An 18,408-nucleotide genomic window follows, 5' to 3' on the forward strand; every position below is an offset into this window, starting at 1 on the left:
CAACGATCTCTTCGACACCCCCATACTAGAACATTCGTACGACACCAATCCCGCATATCCACAGGGTTTCTGCGGATTACGCTCTCGGCGGACTCGACTCGTCGCCATGATCACGTCGTACACTTGTTCGCATGTCGAACGGACCTCCCGGCTGGCCGGAGCGCGTGCCGCCGGCCGGGGTGCCCGGCTGGGAGGAGGCTGCGGTCTCCTGGCTGCTCGACCACTGCCCCGCCGACTACCGCGGGTATGCGGCATGGCGGCGCCACCCTGCCGCCCTCGCCTGGGTCTCGACCCGCCACCTCGAGGCCCAGCTGGACGCTATGCGGGGCGCCTGGCGGGACGTGAGGCCCGAGCTCGGCCCCCTCCTGCCGCCGGGCACGATCGCCGAGGTGCTCGATTCGCTCGCGCGCGAGGGACTGCGGCTGCGCGCCGCCCACCGGGGCGCGACGCTGCTCCTGGAGGCGCTCCGCCTGCGCGCACCGATGAGATGACGCACCAGTGGCACTGACGAGATGGCTCACCAGTCGCACCGATGATGAGATGGTGATGCCGACAGCGTGGAGGCGCCGGCATGACGGCTGCACTGTCGCGAGTTTCTGCTACCGGCAGTAGTAATGGCACGATGGACCTCATGGCATCCACCAACGGGAACGACTCGAAGAGCAACGGCGGCAACGGGAACGGCAAGCCCGAGAAGATCGACAAGGTGGACCGCAAGGTCTACGAGGCCGAGCTCTTCCGCCTCCAGGGCGAGCTGGTCAAGGCCCAGGAGTGGATCCGCACCACCGGCAACCGCTTGGTCGTGGTCTTCGAGGGCCGTGACGCCGCCGGCAAGGGCGGAGCCATCAAGCGGGTCACCGAGTTCCTCTCCCCCCGCCAGACCCAGATCGTGGCGCTGCCGACCCCGACCGAGCGCCAGAAGACGCAGTGGTACTTCCAGCGCTACGTCGAGCACCTCCCGGCCGCCGGCGAGATCCGACTGTTCGACCGCTCCTGGTACAACCGCGCCGGCGTCGAGCGCGTCATGGGCTACTGCACCCCGGCCGAGCACCGTCGCTTCCTGGCCCAGTGCCCGGTCTTCGAGCGGATGCTCATCGAGGACGGGATCATGCTGCGCAAGTACTGGTTCTCCGTCTCCGACGCCGAGCAGGAGCGCCGCTTCCGCTCCCGCATGGAGGACCCGATGCGCCGCTGGAAGCTCTCCCCCACCGACCTGGAGTCGCTGACCCGCTGGGAGGACTACAGCCGCGCCAAGGACGAGATGTTCGTCCACACCGACATCCCCGAGGCACGCTGGAACGTCGTGGAGAGCGACGACAAGCGCTCGGCGCGGCTCAACATGATCTCCCACCTGCTCTCGACCATCCCCTACGAGGAGGTCGAGCAGCAGGAGCTGACCATGCCCGAGCGCCCGCCGTCGACGGGCTACCGCCGGACCGACCGCTCGCTGCTCAACCCGGTGCCGGACCACGCCGCCGAGGTGGCGCTCCGCGAGGGCAAGCCGGTCAAGCGCCCCTCCCGCGAAGACATGGGCTGAGTCCCCACTCGAGATTCACGACCGTCCGGGTATGGGGTGCTCGTCACCTCACGCTGGAGGCACCGCCAGGCAGGCACCGCCAGGCGGGCACCGCCAGGCAGGCACGGGCACCTCCGGACGATTGTGACATTTACGACAGAGTGCTGTTTGTATTTCCTCAGACGCCGTGGTTAGGTTTGCCTTGCCTAGTTTCCAAACGTCAGAGGAACCATGAAGCTGAAGCTCCACAGGCCCCTCCAGCCCACCCGGGCCCGGTCCGCCACCATCGCCACCCTGACCGTCGGCCTCGCGCTGACCCTCACCGCCTGCGGCTCCGACAGTGGCGCCGAGGGCGGCTCCGCCGGCTCCGGCAGCGACGGTGCATCGGGCGCCACCGGCGGGACCGTCACCATCACCGACTCCTCCGGCGAGGAGGTCGAGGTCCCGGCGAACCCGGAGACCGTCGTCGTCACCGACTGGTCGGTCACCCGCACCCTCAACGACCTCGGCGTCGAGCTGGACGGCATCCCCGCCTCCACCGCCGGCCTCCCCGAGGACCTGGCCGGCCTGGCCGACGTCACCACCGTCGGCACCGTGCGCGAGCCCGACTTCGAGGGCATCAGCGCCCTGGAGCCCGACCTCGTCATCATCGCCGGCCGCAGCGGCACCCCCGAGGTCCTGGCCGAGATGAAGAAGATCACCCCCAACGTCATCGACATGTCCGTGCGCTGGGAGGACCCGGCCGACCAGCTCGGCCTGATCGAGGAGCGCACCGTCGACCTCGGCAGCATCTTCGGCAAGGAGGCCGAGGCCCAGGCCCTCATGGACGAGGCCACCTCGGCCGTCGAGGAGATCCACGACGAGGTCACCGCGGCCGGCACCAAGGCCATGATGGTCCAGGTCTCCGGCGGCACCGTCAGCGCCTACGGCCCCGGCTCGCGCTTCGGCATCCTGCACGAGGCCTTCGGCTTCGCCGACACCGGTGCCCCCGTCGACACCGAGAACTCCCACGGCCAGGAGATCAGCCAGGAGTTCTTCACCCAGTACAACCCCGACGTGATCTACGTGCTGGACCGCTCCAAGACGATCGGCGAGCAGGCCCAGGGCGCGCTCGAGGTGCTCAACAACGGCCTCGTCGACACCACCAACGCGGCCAAGAACGACAAGATCGTCGAGGTCGAGGGCTTCTCCTGGTACATCGCCGACAACGCCCCCTCCTCCATCACCACGATGATCGAGGACGTGCGGAAGGGCCTGTGACCGCACCGGCGACCACCTCACCGACCAGGGCGACACGCAGCCCGGCCCTCGCCCTCCTGGGCGGGGCCGGGCTCCTGGCGGTGGCCGCATATCTCTCCCTGGGCGTTGGCGTCGCCGAGCTGGGCATCCGTGACCTGCTGGCGCCCACCCGCGAGCAGTGGCAGATCCTGACGATCTCCCGCATCCCGCGCACCGTCGCGGTCCTGCTCGCCGGAGCCTCCCTGTCCGTGGCCGGCCTGGTGATGCAGCGGATCACCCAGAACCGCTTCGTCTCCCCCTCCACCTCCGGCACCGTCGAGGCCGCCGTCCTCGGCATCCTCGTGGCCACCCTCGTCTTCGGCCAGGCGTCCTTGCTGGTCAAGATGGTGATCGCGATCATCACCTCGATCGCCGGCACGATGATCTTCCTGCAGCTGCTGGAGAAGATCCGCCAGCGCGACCCGATCGTGGTCGCCCTCGTCGGCCTCATGTATGGCGGCGTCATCGGCGCGGTCACCACCTTCATCGCCTACCAGCGCGACCTGGTGCAGTATCTCGACGTCTGGACCACCGGCTCGTTCTCCGGCATCCTCCAGGGCCGCTACGAGCCGATCTACGTCGTGCTCGCGGTGGGCGTCCTGGGCTACCTGTGGGCCGACCGGTTCACCGTCGTCGGGATGGGCCGCTCGATGGCCACGAACCTGGGCGTCAACTACCGGCGCACCCTCTACATGGGCCTGGTCGTGGTCTCCGTGATGGCCGCCGTCGTCGTCGTGGTCGTGGGCGCGATCCCGTTCCTCGGCCTGATCGTCCCCAACGTGGTGACCCTCCTGCTCGGCGACAACCTGCGCCGCGTGCTGCCCGCGACCGCGCTCGCCGGCGCCGGCTTCGTGCTGCTCTGCGACGTCATCGGCCGCACCATCGTCCACCCCTACGAGATCCCCGTCGCGACCATCGCCGGGGCGATCGGCGCCGTGGTGTTCGTCGCCCTCATCCTGCGTGCGGGGAAGGTAGGCAACCGGTGAGCACCGTCGTCAAGGATCCCGTGCGCGCACGACCCCGCGGGGGTATGGGGCAGCTCCCCGAGCACACGACCCTCACCGTCGCGCAGCGGCAGCGTCGCATCCGCCTCGTCCTGACCCTGCTGGGCGTGCTCGCGGTCGCCGCGGCGGCCGCATACCTCCTCTTCGACGTCCGTGGGAGCTGGGCGTACGCGATGGACCTCAGGACCCGCCAGCTGGCGGCGCTGGTGATCACCGGCGCGGCCGTCGGCGCCTCGAGCGTGGTCTTCCAGACCGTGACCGGGAGCCGGATCCTGACCCCGAGCGTGATGGGCTTCGACGCGCTCTACATGCTCATCCAGACCGTCATCGTCTACGCCCTCGGCTCCACGACCTTCCTCGCCCTGACGGCCGGGCAGCACTTCCTCATCGACGCGCTGCTGCTGACCGTCTTCGGGTGGCTGCTCTTCGCGTGGCTGTTCCGCCGCTCGAGCCGCAACCTGCTCATGCTCGTGCTCGTCGGCGTCGTGCTGGGCTCGTTCTTCGGGTCGCTGACCTCGCTGGCCTCGCGGCTGCTGTCGCCGGACGACTTCCTGACGCTGCAGGACGTGATGTTCGCCAGCTTCAGCACCGCCACCCCGGAGCTGCTCTGGACCGCAGGCATCGTCACGGCGCTGGGGATCGCTGCGCTCGTGCCGCTGTGCCGGCGCCTCGACGTGATCGCCCTGGGGCACAACCACGCCGTCGCCCTGGGCGTCCCCTACCACCTGGTCGTGCGGATCACCCTGGCCGTGGTCACCCTGCTCGTGGCGTCGGCGACCGCGCTGGTGGGCCCGATGCTCTTCCTCGGCCTGATCGTGGCCAACCTCGCCCGGGAGATCGTGCCGACCCACCGGCATCTCGTCCTGCTGCCCGTCTCAGCGCTGGTCGGTGTCCTGACCTGCGTCCTGGGGCAGTTCGTCGTCGTGCACGTCTTCGACCTGTCCACCACCCTGTCCGTCGTCGTCAACCTGGTCGGAGGGATCTACTTCCTCCGCCTCCTCATGAGGACCGTCTCGCTGTGATCCGCATCGACAACGTCACCCATCGCTACGGCACCACGACGGTGCTCGATGACGTCACCCTGGAGCTGCCCCGGGGCCAGCTCACCTCGATCATCGGCGCCAACGGCGCCGGCAAGTCGACGCTGCTGTCGGTCGTCGCCCGCCTGCTGCGGCCGACCGCCGGGCAGGTCCACGTCGACGACCTCGAGGTGCTCAGCGCGCGCGACGACGAGGTCGCCCGCCGGCTCGCCGTGCTCCGGCAGGACAACCACGTGGCCGCCCGACTGACGGTGCGCGACCTCGTCTGCTTCGGCCGCTTCCCGCACAGCAAGGGCCGCCTGACCCCCGAGTGCCACGCCAAGGTCGACGAGTCGCTGCGGTGGATGGAGCTGGAGGACCTGGCCGACCGCTATCTGGACCAGCTCTCCGGCGGCCAGCGGCAGCGGGCGTTCATCGCGATGGTGCTGGCGCAGGACACCGACTACCTGCTCCTGGACGAGCCGCTGAACAACCTCGACATGAAGCACTCGGCCTCGATGATGTCGATGGTCCGGCGGGCCGTGGACGAGTTGGGCAAGACCGCGGTCATCGTGCTGCACGACATCAACTTCGCCTCGGCCTACTCCGACCACGTCGTCGCGATGCGCGACGGTGCCGTGGTCGCGGCGGGCCCGCCTGAGCAGATCATGCACCGCGGGGTGCTGCAGACCGTCTTCGACATGGACATCCACGTCCAGGACCTGCACGGCATGCGGCTGGGCATCTTCTGGACGCCCGGCGCCCCCGTGCCCCAGGTCGAACCGCTGGCCGCGACGGGCGACCACTCCCCCACCGACCTCCACCTACCCTCCGAGGAGATCCTGATGGCCCACCTGACCACGACGGCCGACGTCGCCACCACCGCGCCCGGCCGCTACGCCAAGCAGCTGGCCTCCCACCTCGGCCGCAAGATGACGGTCACCGAGACCGCCGTGGGGCCGGAGCTGACCATGAGCAACGAGGTCGGCACCGCCACCTGCCTGCTCGACAGCTCGCGCGCGGACATCCTGCGCCTGGAGGTCCGCGGTGAGGACCAGGAGGTCGTCGACCGCATGGCGCACGTCGTCGGCTCCCACCTGGAGCGCTTCGGCGAGCGGGCCGGCCTTGCCGTCCGGTGGGAGTCGGCCTGACCGACGGGCCCGCGGGCCGCCGGCGACCAGGGTGACGACATGTCCCAGCCGTCCCGAGACCCGCTGCAGCTCAGTAGAACCCGTGCCGGGCCAACGGCCCGAAGAGCGCCTCTTCCTCATAGCTGAGGTGGGCCAGCAGGTTGTCGGCCAGCTCCTCGATGCTCCCCGACAGGTCCTCGAGCGCGTCGCGGCCCTCCGCCCCGTAGCCCTCCACCGACACCAGCCCGACCAGGGCCCGGTCGACCGCGTCGAGCAGCTCGTGGATCACCTCGTGCTCCTCCTGCAGGCGGTCCAGCACCGGGCCCACCTCGGGCTCGGCCCGGCGCAGGTGGGGGAAGACCGACCGGTCCTCGAGGGTGTGGTGGCCGGTCACGATGCGGCAGTAGGACTCGCAGAACGCCCCCAACGTCCAGTTGTTCTGCCGCATCGACATGGTGTTGATGACCGACCGGGCCTGGCCCACGGACAGATGGCCCTCCCGGACCTGCTCGACGACCTGGCGCAGCTGAGCGAGCTCGGCCCGCAGATGGTCGTGCACCTCGACCAGGTGGCGCGGCGCGGCCAGCTGCTGCTCGGTGAACTCACCCTCGGTGGCCTGCTGACCACCTCTTCCGGAGTATGCGGCAGCTCCCCCGCCCCCGTCCCTCACCTGATCTGCGGTCACCTGCTCAGGTGTCACCTGCTCCGACGCCATCTCGTCCTCTGAGGGCACCTCGGCCAACGTCACCTGCTCCGACGTCAGCTCCGCGGCCCTGGACCGCTCCTGCTCGACCAGCTCACGCAGGGCGGGGCCCACCTCCAGGCCGAACCGGCGGACCGCATCGGGGTCGTCGGTGGCCAGGATGAAGGTCGACATGCCGTGCTCGAGCGTCAGCCCGGCCAGCTGCTCGGCCCAGTCGGCGGGCGACCCGGTCAGTCCGCCACGCCCGGCGTGCACGTTGTAGAGACGGAGGACGTCCTCGGGCCGCCGACCCGCCTTGACCGCCGCGCCGTCGATGATCGCGTTGGCGTCGGGCAGCTTGTCCGGCGACAGATAGCCCATGCTCGGCAGCCAGCCGTCGGCCAGCCGACCGGTCACGCGCAGCATCCGCGGCTTGTAGGCCCCGATCCAGATCTGGGGGTCGTGCGCGGGCGCCGGTCCGGCACGCAGACCCTTGACCCGGTAGTGCTCCCCCTCGACCCGGACCGAACCGGCACGGGAAGGATCGGGTGAGCTGCCCCATACCTGGCGGAGGACGTCGATGGCTTCGACGAGTGCGTCCACGGCCTCGCCGGGCGTCCGCCGGGGACCGCCGGCCGCGGCAATGGCGTCCCAGAACCCGCCGGTCCCCAGGCCCAGCTCGGCGCGTCCGCCGGAGAGCAGGTCGAGGGTGGCCACGGAGCGGGCGAGCACCACGGGCGGCCGCAGGGGCAGGTTGGCGACGTTGGGCGACAGCCGCACCGAGGTGGTCCGCGCGGCCATCCAGGTCAGCAGCGTCCAGGTGTCGAGGTGGTCCTTGTTGTAGGGATGGTCCTGCACCGAGACCAGGTCGATGCCGGAGGCGTCGGCCACGACGGCGAGCTCGACCGCGCGGTGCGGGTCTCGCGCGTCGGGCGAGGGGAAGATGCCCAGCCGGACGTCGTGGCCGTAGTCCGTCATGCGATCAGGCTCCCTGCGTGCCGGCGGTGGCCAGCTTGATCGTGTTGCGCCACGGGTCGAGGAGGGTGACCGAGCGGCCGTCGTCGGCGCTCTGGATGCCGTAGTGGCCGGTGCGCTCCACGAGGGCGCCCACGTCGTCGCTGGTCGGCAGCACGATGTCGACCTGACCCAGGCCGAGGGAGGGGAAGCGGGGGCCGGCGCCGCGGCTGTTCCAGACGTTCATCGCCATGTGGTGGTGGTAGCCGCCGGCGCTGACGAAGAGGGCCTGGCCGCCCCAGTCGAGGGTGGTGTCGAAGCCGAGGAGGTTGACATAGAACTCGCGCGCGGTGCGGATGTCGCCCACCGACAGGTGCACGTGCCCGACGACGGCGTCGCCGGCGTCCGGGGTCGCCGCGCCCTCCTCGGTGAGGTGCTCGGTCAGGAACGCGTTGGCGTCGAGGAACTTGTTGTCCATCTCGACCTGCCCGTGCACCCAGCTCCACTCCGAGCGCTCACGGTCCCAGTAGAGTTCGATGCCGTTGCCCTCGGGGTCCTCGAAGTAGAAGGCCTTGCTCACGAGGTGGTCGGCACTGCCGACGTAGGGCGCGCGGCGCCGTGCCATCGAGGCGAGCGTCGCGGCGAGGTCGGCCTGGGTCGGGAAGAGGATCGCGGTGTGGAACAGGCCTGCGGAGCCCGCGGCGGCGTGCTTGAGCGTCGGGCTGTGCCGCAGCACGATGATCGGCGTCGTCCCCCGGCCCATCGTCACGACCGGGCCCTCCGCAGAGATGACCTGCAGGGTCACCGCGTCGCGGTAGAAGGCGGTCATGCCCTCCAGGTCGGCGACGTCGAGTGTCACCGGACCCATGGCGGTGTCGGCGGCGAGACGGTCGGGGCGCGGCTCGGAGACGGAGGGTGTGGTGGGTTGGGTCATGGCTGCTCCAGGGGTATGTGGTTGACGCGTCACCAATCATAACCGACGTTTCTCGCACCGCATTCCGTGCGGCGCGATCCACACGCTAGGTTCTGAGGATGTCCACCGTCGACCTCAACTCCGACCTGGGCGAGGGCCTGGGCAGCTGGCCCATGGGCGATGACGCCGCGCTGCTGGAGGTCGTGACCAGCGCCAACGTCGCGTGCGGCTTCCACGCCGGGGACCCGACGATCATGCGTTCGGTGGCGCAGCAGGCGGTGGCCAAGGGTGCGGCCATCGGGGCGCACGTCTCCTACCGCGACCTCCTCGGCTTCGGCCGCCGGTTCATCGACGTCGACGCCCGGACGCTGCAGGACGAGGTCGCCTACCAGATCAGCGCCCTGCAGGGCATGGCCCGACGTGCCGGCGGCCAGGTCGCCTTCGTCAAGCCACACGGTGGTCTCTACAACACGATCGTCACGCACGAGGCCCAGGCGGCGGCGGTGGTGGCCGCGGTGAAGGAGTGCGACCCGGGCCTGGTCCTTCTCGGACTGCCCGGCTCGGCCGTCCTGCGCCTGGCCGACGAGGCCGGCCTCGCGACCGCGCACGAGGCCTTCGCCGACCGGGCCTACACCCCCGAGGGGCGCCTGGTCCCCCGCAGCACCGAAGGATCTGTGCTCCACGATCCGGCCGCGATCGCCCAGCGCTGCGTCTCCATCGCCCGCGGCGAGCCCATCGACGACATCAACGGCGACCCGATCACGTTGCGTCCGGATTCGATCTGCGTCCACGGTGACACCCCCGGTGCGGTGGAGATCGCCCGTCAGGTGCGCGCCGCGCTCGAGGAGGCCGGCATCACGCTGGCTCCCTTCGCCCATGGCTGACGAACTGCGGGTGCTGCCCAGCGGCACCCACGGCCTGCTCCTCGAGCTCGACTCCCTGGACGCGGTGCTGGATCGGTATGCGGCTCTCCGGTCCGCCACCCATGAGAACACCGACCTGGGCGTCCTCGACCTCGTGCCCGCCGGCCGGACCATCCTCGTGGTGGCCGACCGCGGCACGGACCTGGCCGCATTGGAGAAGAGTCTTCTGGCCGTCGAGCCCGTAGCCCGAGACGAGAGCTCGGCCGACGTCATCGAGGTCCCGGTGACCTACGACGGCGAGGACCTGGCCGATGTGGCGGAGGCGCTGGGCTGCTCGGTCGATGAACTCGTACGCCGCCACCAGGACGAGACGTGGACGGTGGCCTTCTGCGGCTTCGCACCGGGCTTCGGCTACCTGAGCGGCTCGTCCTTCGCGTGGTCGGTCCCCCGCCGGTCCAGCCCTCGGATCAAGGTTCCGGCCCGTTCGGTGGCGATGGCCGGAGAGTTCTCGGCCGTCTACCCGCGCGAGTCCCCCGGCGGGTGGCAGCTCATCGGCACGGCGCACGTCGAGGTGCTCGACCTCGACCGTGATCCGCCGGGGCTCCTGCTTCCAGGCATGCAGGTCCGCTTCGTGGAGGCGTCATGAGCACCCCGGCACCCAGGACCAGCCTCAGCGTCGTGGAGGCGGGTCCGTTGACCACCGTCCAGGACTTCGGGCGGGTGGGCCAGGCCTCCCTCGGCATCGGCAGGTCAGGGGCGTGCGACCGTTCGGCCCACCGGCTCGCCAACGCCCTCGTGGGCAACCACCCGACCCTGGCCACGCTGGAGGTCACCCTGGGCGGGCTGGTGCTGGAGACGGACCGGGAGGTGGTGCTGGCCACCGCAGGCGCCCGCTGCCCCGGGGCCCCGCACCTGTCAGCCTTCCACCTCTCCCCCGGCCAACGCCTGAGCCTGGGCACCCCCTCTGCGGGGCTCCGGACCTATGTCGCCGTCCGCGGAGGGATCGACGTGGAGCCGGTGCTGGGCAGCCGCGCGACCGACATCCTCGCCGGCGTCGGCCCGAAGGTCGTCGAGGCCGGCGACGTGCTGCCCGTCGGTGTGACCGACCGTCCCGTCCCGTCCGTGGAGGTGGCACCCGTCCCGGAGCCCACGTCCGGGCTCCTCACGGTGCGCGTGACCCCCGGCCCGCGCCGTGACTGGTTCGACGACGACGCCTGGGCTCTGCTCACCTCCCAGACCTACACGGTGGACGAGCGCTCCAACCGCGTCGGTGTGCGTCTTCAGGGTGAGCCAATCCCCCGGGTCAGGGACGGCGAGCTCACGAGCGAAGGCATGCTCCGCGGCGCGGTCCAGATCCCGCCGGAGGGCCAGCCCGTCCTCTTCCTGGCGGACCACCCCGTCACCGGAGGCTATCCGGTGATCGCCTACGTCGACGACGAGGATGTCGACCGGTGCGGGCAGCTGAGACCGGGACAGGAGCTGCGGTTCCAGGCGGGCGGAGGCGGACCCTGACTGGCCGAGCAAGCTTGGAGCAGCGATCCGACTCCAGCTCACGCCCTGCGGGGGACTCGGCCCACTTCATGCGGGAACTGAACCTAGGTGCCGGTTATAACCGGCGTGAAGTGGGCCAGGGCGCATGAAGTGCGGAAGTCATCCGTGACGGAGGCCGTCGGCCAGACCTCGGGGGTCAGCTGTCGTGCAGGAGCGGGTCGTCCGGGTCCTTCCAGGCTCGCACCACGGTCCACAGCATGAGGACGATGATGAGGATCCCGGCGTAGCCGAGCATCGGGTAGACCGTCCCGACCAGGGAGCTGAAGCCGACAGCAGACAGCAGCACGGCAGCCACCGCGATCACCAGCCCCAGCAGCCAGGGGCTCATCCGGGACAGCCCGGGCACCTTGGCGCCACGCTCGACCAGCCCGTAGAGGCAGGACACCGCGGTGGTCAGCTGGGCCAGCAGGAGGACGACCGTGTAGACCGCCATCGCCCACGGCGCGATCCGCCCGGCCAGCTCGACCATCGGCAGCTCGGCGCGACCCACGACGGGCGCGTTGGCGGTCAGCGCCAGGATGAGCGCGCCGGCCATCACCACGATCCCGAGGGTGCCGACGAGGGCCCCGGCGAAGAGGGTCCGCCCGCCCTGGGAGTCCCGACCGAGCGGCGCGAACACCGCATACACGAGCTGGATGTTGAAGGCGACGTAGAGCACCCCGGCCATGAACCAGGTGTTGATCAGGGGCGAGGAGTTGACCAGCTCGGAGGCGACCTCGCCGCTGGACTCGACCGGGTTGAGGATCGCCCAGACCGCCACGCCGACCGCGACCACGATGATCGCCGGCACGACGATCTGCTGGATCGCGAGCAGCCCGCGGGCCCCGAAGATGACGCCGAGCCAGCAGAAGAGCGCCAGCAGCGCCGCCCCGAGGAGCGGGTGCATGCCGAGCTGCAGCTGCAGCGCCGCGCCGGCCCCGGCGACCATGATGACGAGCGTGCCGATCAGCGACGCAGCGATCGACAGGTCCGCGAACCGGGTGGGCCACCGGTTGCGGAAGGGGTTGACCAGGTCGTGGACCTCGTCGGTGCGCAGCCGGTGCGCCAGCCACAGCACCGCGTAGGAGAGCACGAGGAAGAGCACCCCGGCGACGCCGAGCGCGAGCAGGCCGCGGACGGTGCCGAAGGAGACGAAGTACTGCAGGATCTCCTGGCCCGAGGCGTAGCCGGCGCCGATCGTGGTGCCCACGAAGGTGGCGGCGATGCCGAAGGCGGAGAGGCGATGTCGGGCGGTGCCCGGCGTCGCGGAGGGGAAGGCGGCCATCCCCCGAACCTCTCACACGGGTCGGGGAGGCGGGACAGGGGCTCGGGGTAGGGCTCGGGACCGGACCGCTGGACCACCGGGACGGCGACGGCCGGGCCGCTCGGGAAGAGCGACCCGGCCGTGGACCGTGCGGGGAGAGGTCAGGCGTTGACCAGGCTCCGCAGGACGTACTGGAGGATGCCGTCGTTGCGGTAGTAGTCCGCCTCGCCGGGGGTGTCGATGCGCACGACCGCGTCGAAGTCCACCGTGGAGCCGTCCTCCTTCTCGGCGCTGACCTTGACCGTCTTGGGCGTGCGGCCCTCGTTGAGCTCGGTCACGCCGGTGATGGAGAAGGTCTCGGTGCCGTCCAGGCCGAGGGACTCGGCGTTCTGGCCCTCGGGGTACTGCAGCGGCAGCACGCCCATCCCGATGAGGTTGGAGCGGTGGATGCGCTCGTAGGACTCGGCGATGACCGCCTTGACGCCCAGCAGGCGCGTGCCCTTGGCCGCCCAGTCGCGGGAGGAACCTGAGCCGTACTCCTTGCCGGAGAGGATCACCAGCGGCGTGCCGGCCTCGGCGTAGTGCTGGGCCGCGTCGTAGATGGTCTCCTGCGGACCGCCCTCGACGGTGAAGTCGCGGGTGAAGCCGCCCTCGACGCCGTCCAGCAGCTGGTTGCGCAGCCGGATGTTGGCGAAGGTTCCGCGGATCATGACCTCGTGGTTGCCGCGACGCGAGCCGTAGGAGTTGAAGTCCTTGCGCTCGACGCCGTTCTCGGCGAGGTACTTGCCCGCGGGGCTGTCGGCCTTGATCGAGCCGGCCGGGCTGATGTGGTCGGTCGTGACCGAGTCGCCCAGCTTGGCCAGCACCCGCGCGCCGGTGATGTCCTCGACCGGGGCCGGCTCGGCCTGCATGCCCTCGAAGTAGGGGGGCTTGCGGACGTAGGTCGACTCCTGGGCCCACTCGAAGGTGTCGCCGTCGGGCGTCGGCAGGGACTGCCAGCGCTCGTCGCCGGCGAAGACGTCGGCGTAGTCCTCGGTGAACATCTCGCGGTTGATCGAGGAGGCGATCGTGGACTCCACGTCCTCGGACGAGGGCCAGATGTCCTTCAGGTAGACGTCGTTGCCGTCCTTGTCCTGACCCAGCGGCTCTGCGTCGAAGTCGAAGTCCATCGTCCCGGCCAGGGCGTAGGCGATGACCAGCGGCGGGGAGGCCAGGTAGTTCATCTTCACGTCGGGGTTGATCCGGCCCTCGAAGTTGCGGTTGCCGGAGAGCACCGAGACGACCGCCAGGTCGGCGTCGTTGACCGCCTTGGAGACTTCCTCGATGATCGGGCCGGAGTTGCCGATGCAGGTGGTGCAGCCGTAGCCGACCAGGTGGAAGCCCAGCTCCTGCAGGTAGGGCCACATGCCGGCCTTGTCGAAGTAGCCGGTGACCACCTTGGAGCCGGGCGCCATCGAGGTCTTGACCCAGGGCTTGACGTCCAGGCCCTTCTCGACGGCGTTCTTGGCCAGCATCGCGGCGGCCATCATCACCGAGGGGTTGGAGGTGTTGGTGCACGAGGTGATCGAGGCGATCGCGACGTGACCGTGGTCGATCTCGACCTGCTCGCCGTCCAGGGTCGCCGGGGTCGGCTGGCTGGCGCGGCTGTCGCCGTTGGTGCGCTGCCCCGAGTGCTGCGGGTGGCCGGCCTCCTCGGACTCCTGGTGCGGGTCGTGGCTGGGCGCGTCGGAGGCCGGGAAGGTGTCGGCCAGCTCCTTGTCGACCGAGCTCTTCTCGATGACGTTGCCGTTGACGACGTAGTTCTTCAGGTCGTTGCGGAACTGCTCCTTGGCCCCGGACAGCTCGATGCGGTCCTGCGGACGCTTCGGGCCAGCGATGGAGGGCACGACGGTGGACAGGTCCAGCTCGAGGTACTCGCTGTAGCGGGCCTCGGCGTTGCCGGTGGGCTCGAGCCACATACCCTGCTCGCGGGCGTAGGCCTCGACCAGGGCGACGTCCTCGTCCGAGCGGCCGGTGAGGCGCAGGTAGTCGAGGGTGACCTCGTCGATCGGGAAGATGGCGCAGGTCGAGCCGAACTCGGGGCTCATGTTGCCGATCGTGGCGCGGTTGGCCAGCGGCACCTGGGCGACACCGTCGCCGTAGAACTCGACGAACTTGCCGACGACACCGTGCTGGCGCAGCTGCTCGGTGATGGTGAGCACGACGTCGGTCGCGGTCGCACCCGCCGGCACGGAGCCGGTCAGCTTGAAGCCGACGACGCGCGGGATGAGCATCGAGACCGGCTGGCCCAGCATCGCGGCCTCGGCCTCGATGCCGCCGACGCCCCAGCCCAGCACGCCCAGGCCGTTGACCATCGTGGTGTGGGAGTCGGTGCCGACGCAGGTGTCCGGGTAGGCCAGCAGCTCGCCGTTGACCTCACGGGTCATGACGGTGCGGGCCAGGTGCTCGATGTTGACCTGGTGGACGATGCCGGTGCCCGGGGGCACGACCTTGAAGTCCTCGAAGGCGGTCTGACCCCAGCGCAGGAACTGGTAGCGCTCGCCGTTGCGCTCGTACTCGATCTCGACGTTGCGCTCGAAGGCGTCGGGGCGGCCGAAGACGTCGATGATGACGGAGTGGTCGATGACCAGCTCGGCAGGGGCGAGCGGGTTGATCTTGGTGGGGTCGCCGCCCAGGTCGCCCATCGCCTCACGCATGGTGGCCAGGTCGACGATGCAGGGCACGCCGGTGAAGTCCTGCATGATCACGCGCGCCGGCGTGAACTGGATCTCGGTGTCGGGGTCGGCGTTCTCGTCCCACTTCGCCAGGGCGGTGATGTGGTCGGCGGTGATGTTGGCACCGTCCTCGGTGCGCAGGAGGTTCTCCAGCAGCACCTTCAGGGAGTAGGGCAGGTTGTCGGCGCCCTCGAGTCCGCCGATGCGGAAGATCCCGTAGCTCTTGTCACCTACCTCCAGCGTGCCCTTGGCACCAAAGCTGTCGGGGTTCTGTGTGGCCACTGCTCGCTCCTTCGCTCACCGGACTATTTATCTTGACGTCAAGATATCTCACGGAGGGGTCCTAGATCAAACCTCTGCCGAGCTGTGTCCCATCCTGCCACCGGAGCGGGTATGGGGTGTGGCCGGTCCCGCGATTCCGCACGGGGCGCCCGGGTCGGGTCCGCTCAGGTGTGTGCTCAGGCCCGAGGGCGCAGCAGCGCGAGGCACTCCATGTGGTGGGTCATCGGGAAGGCGTCCAGGACACGCAGCTCGACCAGCTCCAGGCCGAGGTCGCGGGCGGTCGCGACATCCCTGGCCAGGGCGGCCGGGTCGCAGGCCACGTAGACCACGGCGCGCGGCGACAGCGCCGCGATCGACTCCATCACGGCGCGGCCCGCGCCCGAGCGGGGCGGGTCGAGGACGACGAGGTCGGCGTGCTCGCCCTGGGCGGTCAGCTCGGCCAGCGCGCGCTCGGTCGGCTCGGCCCAGACCCCCGCCGTGGTCCAGGGCTGCAGGTGGCGCTCGGCGGCCGCTGCCGCCTCCCGGTCGGCCTCCACGGCCAGGACCCTGCCCGACTCCCCCACCCGCTCGGCCAGCGGGACGGCGAAGAGCCCGACGCCTGCGTAGAGGTCGAGCGCACTCTCCCCCACCTGCGGGTCCAGCCAGGCCAGCACCTGCTCGGTGAAGGTCGTCGCCGCGCCCGGGTGCACCTGCCAGAACCCGCGGGCGGACAGGGTGAACTCGTGGGCGCCGACGCGTTCGGTCACCACGGGGACCGCGTCCAGGGGCACGGGGGTATGCCGTTCTCCTCGCCTCGCGCTCTCTCGCCGGCCGTCCCGGCTCCCCCGCCTGCCAGGGCGGCGTGCGGGGGCGGGCGGGGCCGTCAGGGGCACGAGGACCGGCTCCCCCACCGAGGGCGCCACGGCGTCGAGGGCGACGACGGCGGGGTCGCCGGGGCCATCGTGGAAGATGCCGGTCGCCAGGACGCCCTCGTGGGCGATCAGGCAGTCGTCGACCGGCACGACCTCGTGCGAGCGGTGGGCGCGCAGGCCGGTGCGGCCCTCGACCGCTGCCCCCACCACGGTGGCCTCGACGCGGGTGCGCCAGCGCAGGCCGTCCCGGTCGCCGGGGACGGGCTCGCAGGTGAGGTGCGGGAAGGTGTCGGAGAGCCGCATACCGGCCAGGCGTTGGAACTGCTCGGCGACCACGTCGAGCTTGAGCCGGCGCTGGGCGTCCAGCGAGGCGTGCTGCCAGTCGCAGCCGCCGCACCGGCCCGGGCCCGAGAACGGGCACGGTGCTGAGACTCGGTCGGGCGAGGCGTCGAGGATCTCGACCGCGTCGGCGCGCACGAAGCGGGCCCCGGAGCCGACCTCGGTGACGCGGGCACGCACGGTCTCACCGGGCAGGCAGTGGCGGACGAAGAGCACGATGCCATCTCCCTCGTGCCTGGCCACGCAGTGCCCGCCGTGGGCGACCGGGCCGACCTCGACGGTGACCTCGTCGCCGACAGCCAGGCTCTGCGAGCTCGTGCCCGCTGAACTCGCGTTCTGGGACGTCGGGTCCGAGGAGGTCATGCCTCCGCCCGAGGCTCGTGCCGCTCGCTGTCCCGGTCGGCCGCCTCCATCCGCTCGGTGACGTCGATCTCGTCCTCGGTCTGGGGGGTGTGGCCGGCGGCCAGCATCATCCCCATGACGACGATCGCCAGCAGGTAGGCCGGCCAGCCCAGGGCGATCTTGGCCACGCCCAGCCAGGCGACCTCCCCGGCCAGGTAGAGCGGCAGCATGATGGCCACGCGGATCGCGAAGAGCGCGACCAGGACCCAGGTCAGGCGGGAGACGACGCGGACCAGCCCGGCGTCCTTGCGCCAGGCGGTCGGCTGCTCCAGGTAGTTCGGGTCGCCCATCCCGACGATGAAGCCGACCAGCGGCCACCGGACCAGGATCGAGACCAGCGCCCCCACGCCGTAGGCGGCGCTGGTGATGATCCCGGGCAGGAAGGCGTCCTCGGCCTGCCCGGAGCGGAGGGCGAAGAAGGCGGCCAGGGCCGTGGCGACGACGGCCGATCCCAGATAGCGCCAGGACCCGCCGACGAGCTGGCGGACGATGGCGAGGACGACGAGCAGACCACCGGCGGCGAGGACGGCCGTGCGGACGTCCTTGGTGACCAGCCAGGTGACGACGAAGGCGATCGTGGGCAGGGCGGTCTCGAGGGAGCCGTACCAGCCGCCCAGCGCGGCGCTGACCCGCGCGCGGATGACCTGCTCGACGGTGTGCTCGGCGGTCCCGCCCCCTGCGGTCACGTGAACTCGGGGTTGCTGGGCGGTCGCGGTGCCTCGGGCGTGCCCTGGTCCGGCTCACGCCCGGGGGCGGGCTGGGCGGGGGCACCCTGGGCGGGGACACCCTGGGCGGACCCTGCCTGGGCGGGGCCACCCTGGGCCGGGGCGGCCTGCGGCGCGGCCGGAGCCGAGGCGCTGATGCCGGCCACACCGGTGGCGTCCGGCTTGCGCAGGGTTGGCGCCTGCTGGGCGATCTTGGCCGCGGCCGCCCGGGCGGCCTGCTGACGGCGGGCCTGGGCCTGCTGCGCGGCGGCCTCCATGACTCCCGCCGGCGGGGTCAGCACGAGCACCTCGCGCGGAGGACGGGGCTCGTCACCGCGCTTGACCACGATCTTGCGGACGTACTCCAGGATCGGGGCCAGCTGGGCGTCGTCGGCGGCGGCGGGACCGTTGACCACGATGCGCAGGAACCAGCGCGGGCCGTCGACACCGAGGAAGCGCGCCGGCTGGAAGGCGACGCGGCCGTCCTGGGCGCGGCCGGGCATCCGTGCGCGCAGCTCCTTGCCCAGCACGCCGGGCTCGGTCTCGGCGGCGCCGCCGGCCTCGACCAGACTCCGGGCGATGTCGGGGCGCAGCTCGTCCCAGATCCCGATGGTCCGGGGCGCGGCGAAGGCCTGCAGCTGCACGTGGGAGGGCCCGAAGGTCAGGGTCGCACCGACGACGCGGTCGCTGCCCTGCTCCAGGTCCAGGCGCATCTGCATGCCGGCCACCGCGGGCAGGCGCAGGGCGCCCAGGTCGATGCGGCCGTCCAGCTCGGGCCACTCGGTGATGTCGTAGGGGCCGTCACCGGCGCGGTCCCAGTCCCGGTCCTTGCCCGGCACGCCCTCGGCCGGCGTCGGCCGGACCGGGGCGGGCGTCCCGTCCTCGAGGAGGTCAGGTCCCTCGTCGGTGAGGTCCACCGCGGCGTCGGCGTCGCGCTTCTTACGGCCAAAGAGTGCCACTGCT

General features: G+C 70.9%; 16 protein-coding genes. 9 read left to right on the plus strand and 7 right to left on the minus strand.

The annotated features are described in order from the left end of the window. Positions 1 to 131: 131 nt before the first annotated feature. From ACTMMA_RS10135 to ACTMMA_RS10160, 6 genes are all read left to right on the plus strand, one after another. Positions 132 to 491 (plus strand): hypothetical protein, encoded by a 360-nt coding sequence (locus tag ACTMMA_RS10135; protein WP_441190005.1) that lies wholly within the window; start codon positions 132 to 134, stop codon positions 489 to 491. 140 nt (positions 492 to 631) lie between these two features. Beyond that, the gene (gene ppk2 / locus ACTMMA_RS10140; RefSeq protein ID WP_441190006.1) at positions 632 to 1,537 is read left to right on the plus strand and encodes a polyphosphate kinase 2; all 906 of its coding nucleotides are present in this window, start codon (positions 632 to 634) and stop codon (positions 1,535 to 1,537) included. A 210-nt stretch (positions 1,538 to 1,747) separates the two neighbouring features. Then, the gene (locus ACTMMA_RS10145; protein ID WP_441190007.1) at positions 1,748 to 2,776 is read left to right on the plus strand and encodes a siderophore ABC transporter substrate-binding protein; all 1,029 of its coding nucleotides are present in this window, start codon (positions 1,748 to 1,750) and stop codon (positions 2,774 to 2,776) included. Beyond that, complete coding sequence (locus ACTMMA_RS10150; RefSeq protein ID WP_441190008.1) at positions 2,773 to 3,780, plus strand: ABC transporter permease; 1,008 nt, start codon at positions 2,773 to 2,775, stop codon at positions 3,778 to 3,780. The genes ACTMMA_RS10145 and ACTMMA_RS10150 overlap by 4 nt, the downstream gene beginning before the upstream one ends. After that, positions 3,777 to 4,820, plus strand: a complete 1,044-nt coding sequence (locus ACTMMA_RS10155; RefSeq protein WP_441190009.1) for an iron chelate uptake ABC transporter family permease subunit — start codon at positions 3,777 to 3,779, stop codon at positions 4,818 to 4,820. Before ACTMMA_RS10150 ends, ACTMMA_RS10155 begins: the two co-directional genes overlap by 4 nt. Next, positions 4,817 to 5,968: a DUF2218 domain-containing protein gene (locus tag ACTMMA_RS10160; RefSeq protein ID WP_441190010.1), complete on the plus strand. Its 1,152-nt coding sequence runs from the start codon at positions 4,817 to 4,819 to the stop codon at positions 5,966 to 5,968. Before ACTMMA_RS10155 ends, ACTMMA_RS10160 begins: the two co-directional genes overlap by 4 nt. A 70-nt stretch (positions 5,969 to 6,038) precedes the next feature. Here the strand turns inward: ACTMMA_RS10160 and ACTMMA_RS10165 are convergent, their stop codons facing one another. Both ACTMMA_RS10165 and ACTMMA_RS10170 read right to left on the minus strand, forming a co-directional pair. Continuing rightward, the gene (locus ACTMMA_RS10165) at positions 6,039 to 7,607 is read right to left on the minus strand and encodes an LLM class flavin-dependent oxidoreductase (RefSeq protein WP_441190011.1); all 1,569 of its coding nucleotides are present in this window, start codon (positions 7,605 to 7,607) and stop codon (positions 6,039 to 6,041) included. Positions 7,608 to 7,611: 4 nt separating this feature from the next. Next, a complete protein-coding gene (locus tag ACTMMA_RS10170) occupies positions 7,612 to 8,517 on the minus strand; it encodes a VOC family protein (RefSeq protein ID WP_441190012.1) in 906 nt (301 codons plus the stop codon). Between the two features lie 98 nt (positions 8,518 to 8,615). Here ACTMMA_RS10170 and ACTMMA_RS10175 point away from each other — a divergent pair, with 98 nt between their 5' ends. The 3 genes from ACTMMA_RS10175 to ACTMMA_RS10185 are packed head-to-tail and all read left to right on the plus strand — an operon-like array spanning position 8,616 to position 10,871. Continuing rightward, positions 8,616 to 9,380, plus strand: a complete 765-nt coding sequence (locus ACTMMA_RS10175; RefSeq protein ID WP_441190013.1) for a LamB/YcsF family protein — start codon at positions 8,616 to 8,618, stop codon at positions 9,378 to 9,380. Beyond that, positions 9,373 to 10,005 carry a 5-oxoprolinase subunit B family protein gene (locus tag ACTMMA_RS10180; RefSeq protein WP_441190014.1) on the plus strand — a complete coding sequence of 211 codons (633 nt, stop codon included), beginning with the start codon at positions 9,373 to 9,375 and terminating at the stop codon, positions 10,003 to 10,005. Before ACTMMA_RS10175 ends, ACTMMA_RS10180 begins: the two co-directional genes overlap by 8 nt. Beyond that, entirely contained in the window at positions 10,002 to 10,871 is an 870-nt protein-coding gene (locus ACTMMA_RS10185; protein ID WP_441190015.1) for a 5-oxoprolinase subunit C family protein, read from the plus strand. The genes ACTMMA_RS10180 and ACTMMA_RS10185 overlap by 4 nt, the downstream gene beginning before the upstream one ends. Before the next feature lie 175 nt (positions 10,872 to 11,046). Here the strand turns inward: ACTMMA_RS10185 and ACTMMA_RS10190 are convergent, their stop codons facing one another. From ACTMMA_RS10190 to ACTMMA_RS10210, 5 genes are all read right to left on the minus strand, one after another. Then, entirely contained in the window at positions 11,047 to 12,174 is a 1,128-nt protein-coding gene (locus ACTMMA_RS10190; protein WP_441190016.1) for a YkvI family membrane protein, read from the minus strand. Between the two features lie 140 nt (positions 12,175 to 12,314). Continuing rightward, a complete protein-coding gene (locus tag ACTMMA_RS10195; protein ID WP_441190017.1) occupies positions 12,315 to 15,149 on the minus strand; it encodes an aconitate hydratase in 2,835 nt (944 codons plus the stop codon). 176 nt (positions 15,150 to 15,325) lie between these two features. After that, positions 15,326 to 16,702 (minus strand): class I SAM-dependent RNA methyltransferase, encoded by a 1,377-nt coding sequence (locus ACTMMA_RS10200; RefSeq protein ID WP_441190018.1) that lies wholly within the window; start codon positions 16,700 to 16,702, stop codon positions 15,326 to 15,328. Next, positions 16,699 to 17,427: a DUF3159 domain-containing protein gene (locus ACTMMA_RS10205; RefSeq protein WP_441190019.1), complete on the minus strand. Its 729-nt coding sequence runs from the start codon at positions 17,425 to 17,427 to the stop codon at positions 16,699 to 16,701. Before ACTMMA_RS10205 ends, ACTMMA_RS10200 begins: the two co-directional genes overlap by 4 nt. After that, positions 17,424 to 18,404, minus strand: coding sequence for a DUF3710 domain-containing protein (locus ACTMMA_RS10210; protein WP_441190020.1), 981 nt, complete (start codon positions 18,402 to 18,404; stop codon positions 17,424 to 17,426). Before ACTMMA_RS10210 ends, ACTMMA_RS10205 begins: the two co-directional genes overlap by 4 nt. Positions 18,405 to 18,408: the final 4 nt, after the last annotated feature.

Source organism: Ornithinimicrobium panacihumi, assembly GCF_052073805.1.
GTDB lineage: Bacteria > Actinomycetota > Actinomycetes > Actinomycetales > Dermatophilaceae > Ornithinicoccus > Ornithinicoccus panacihumi.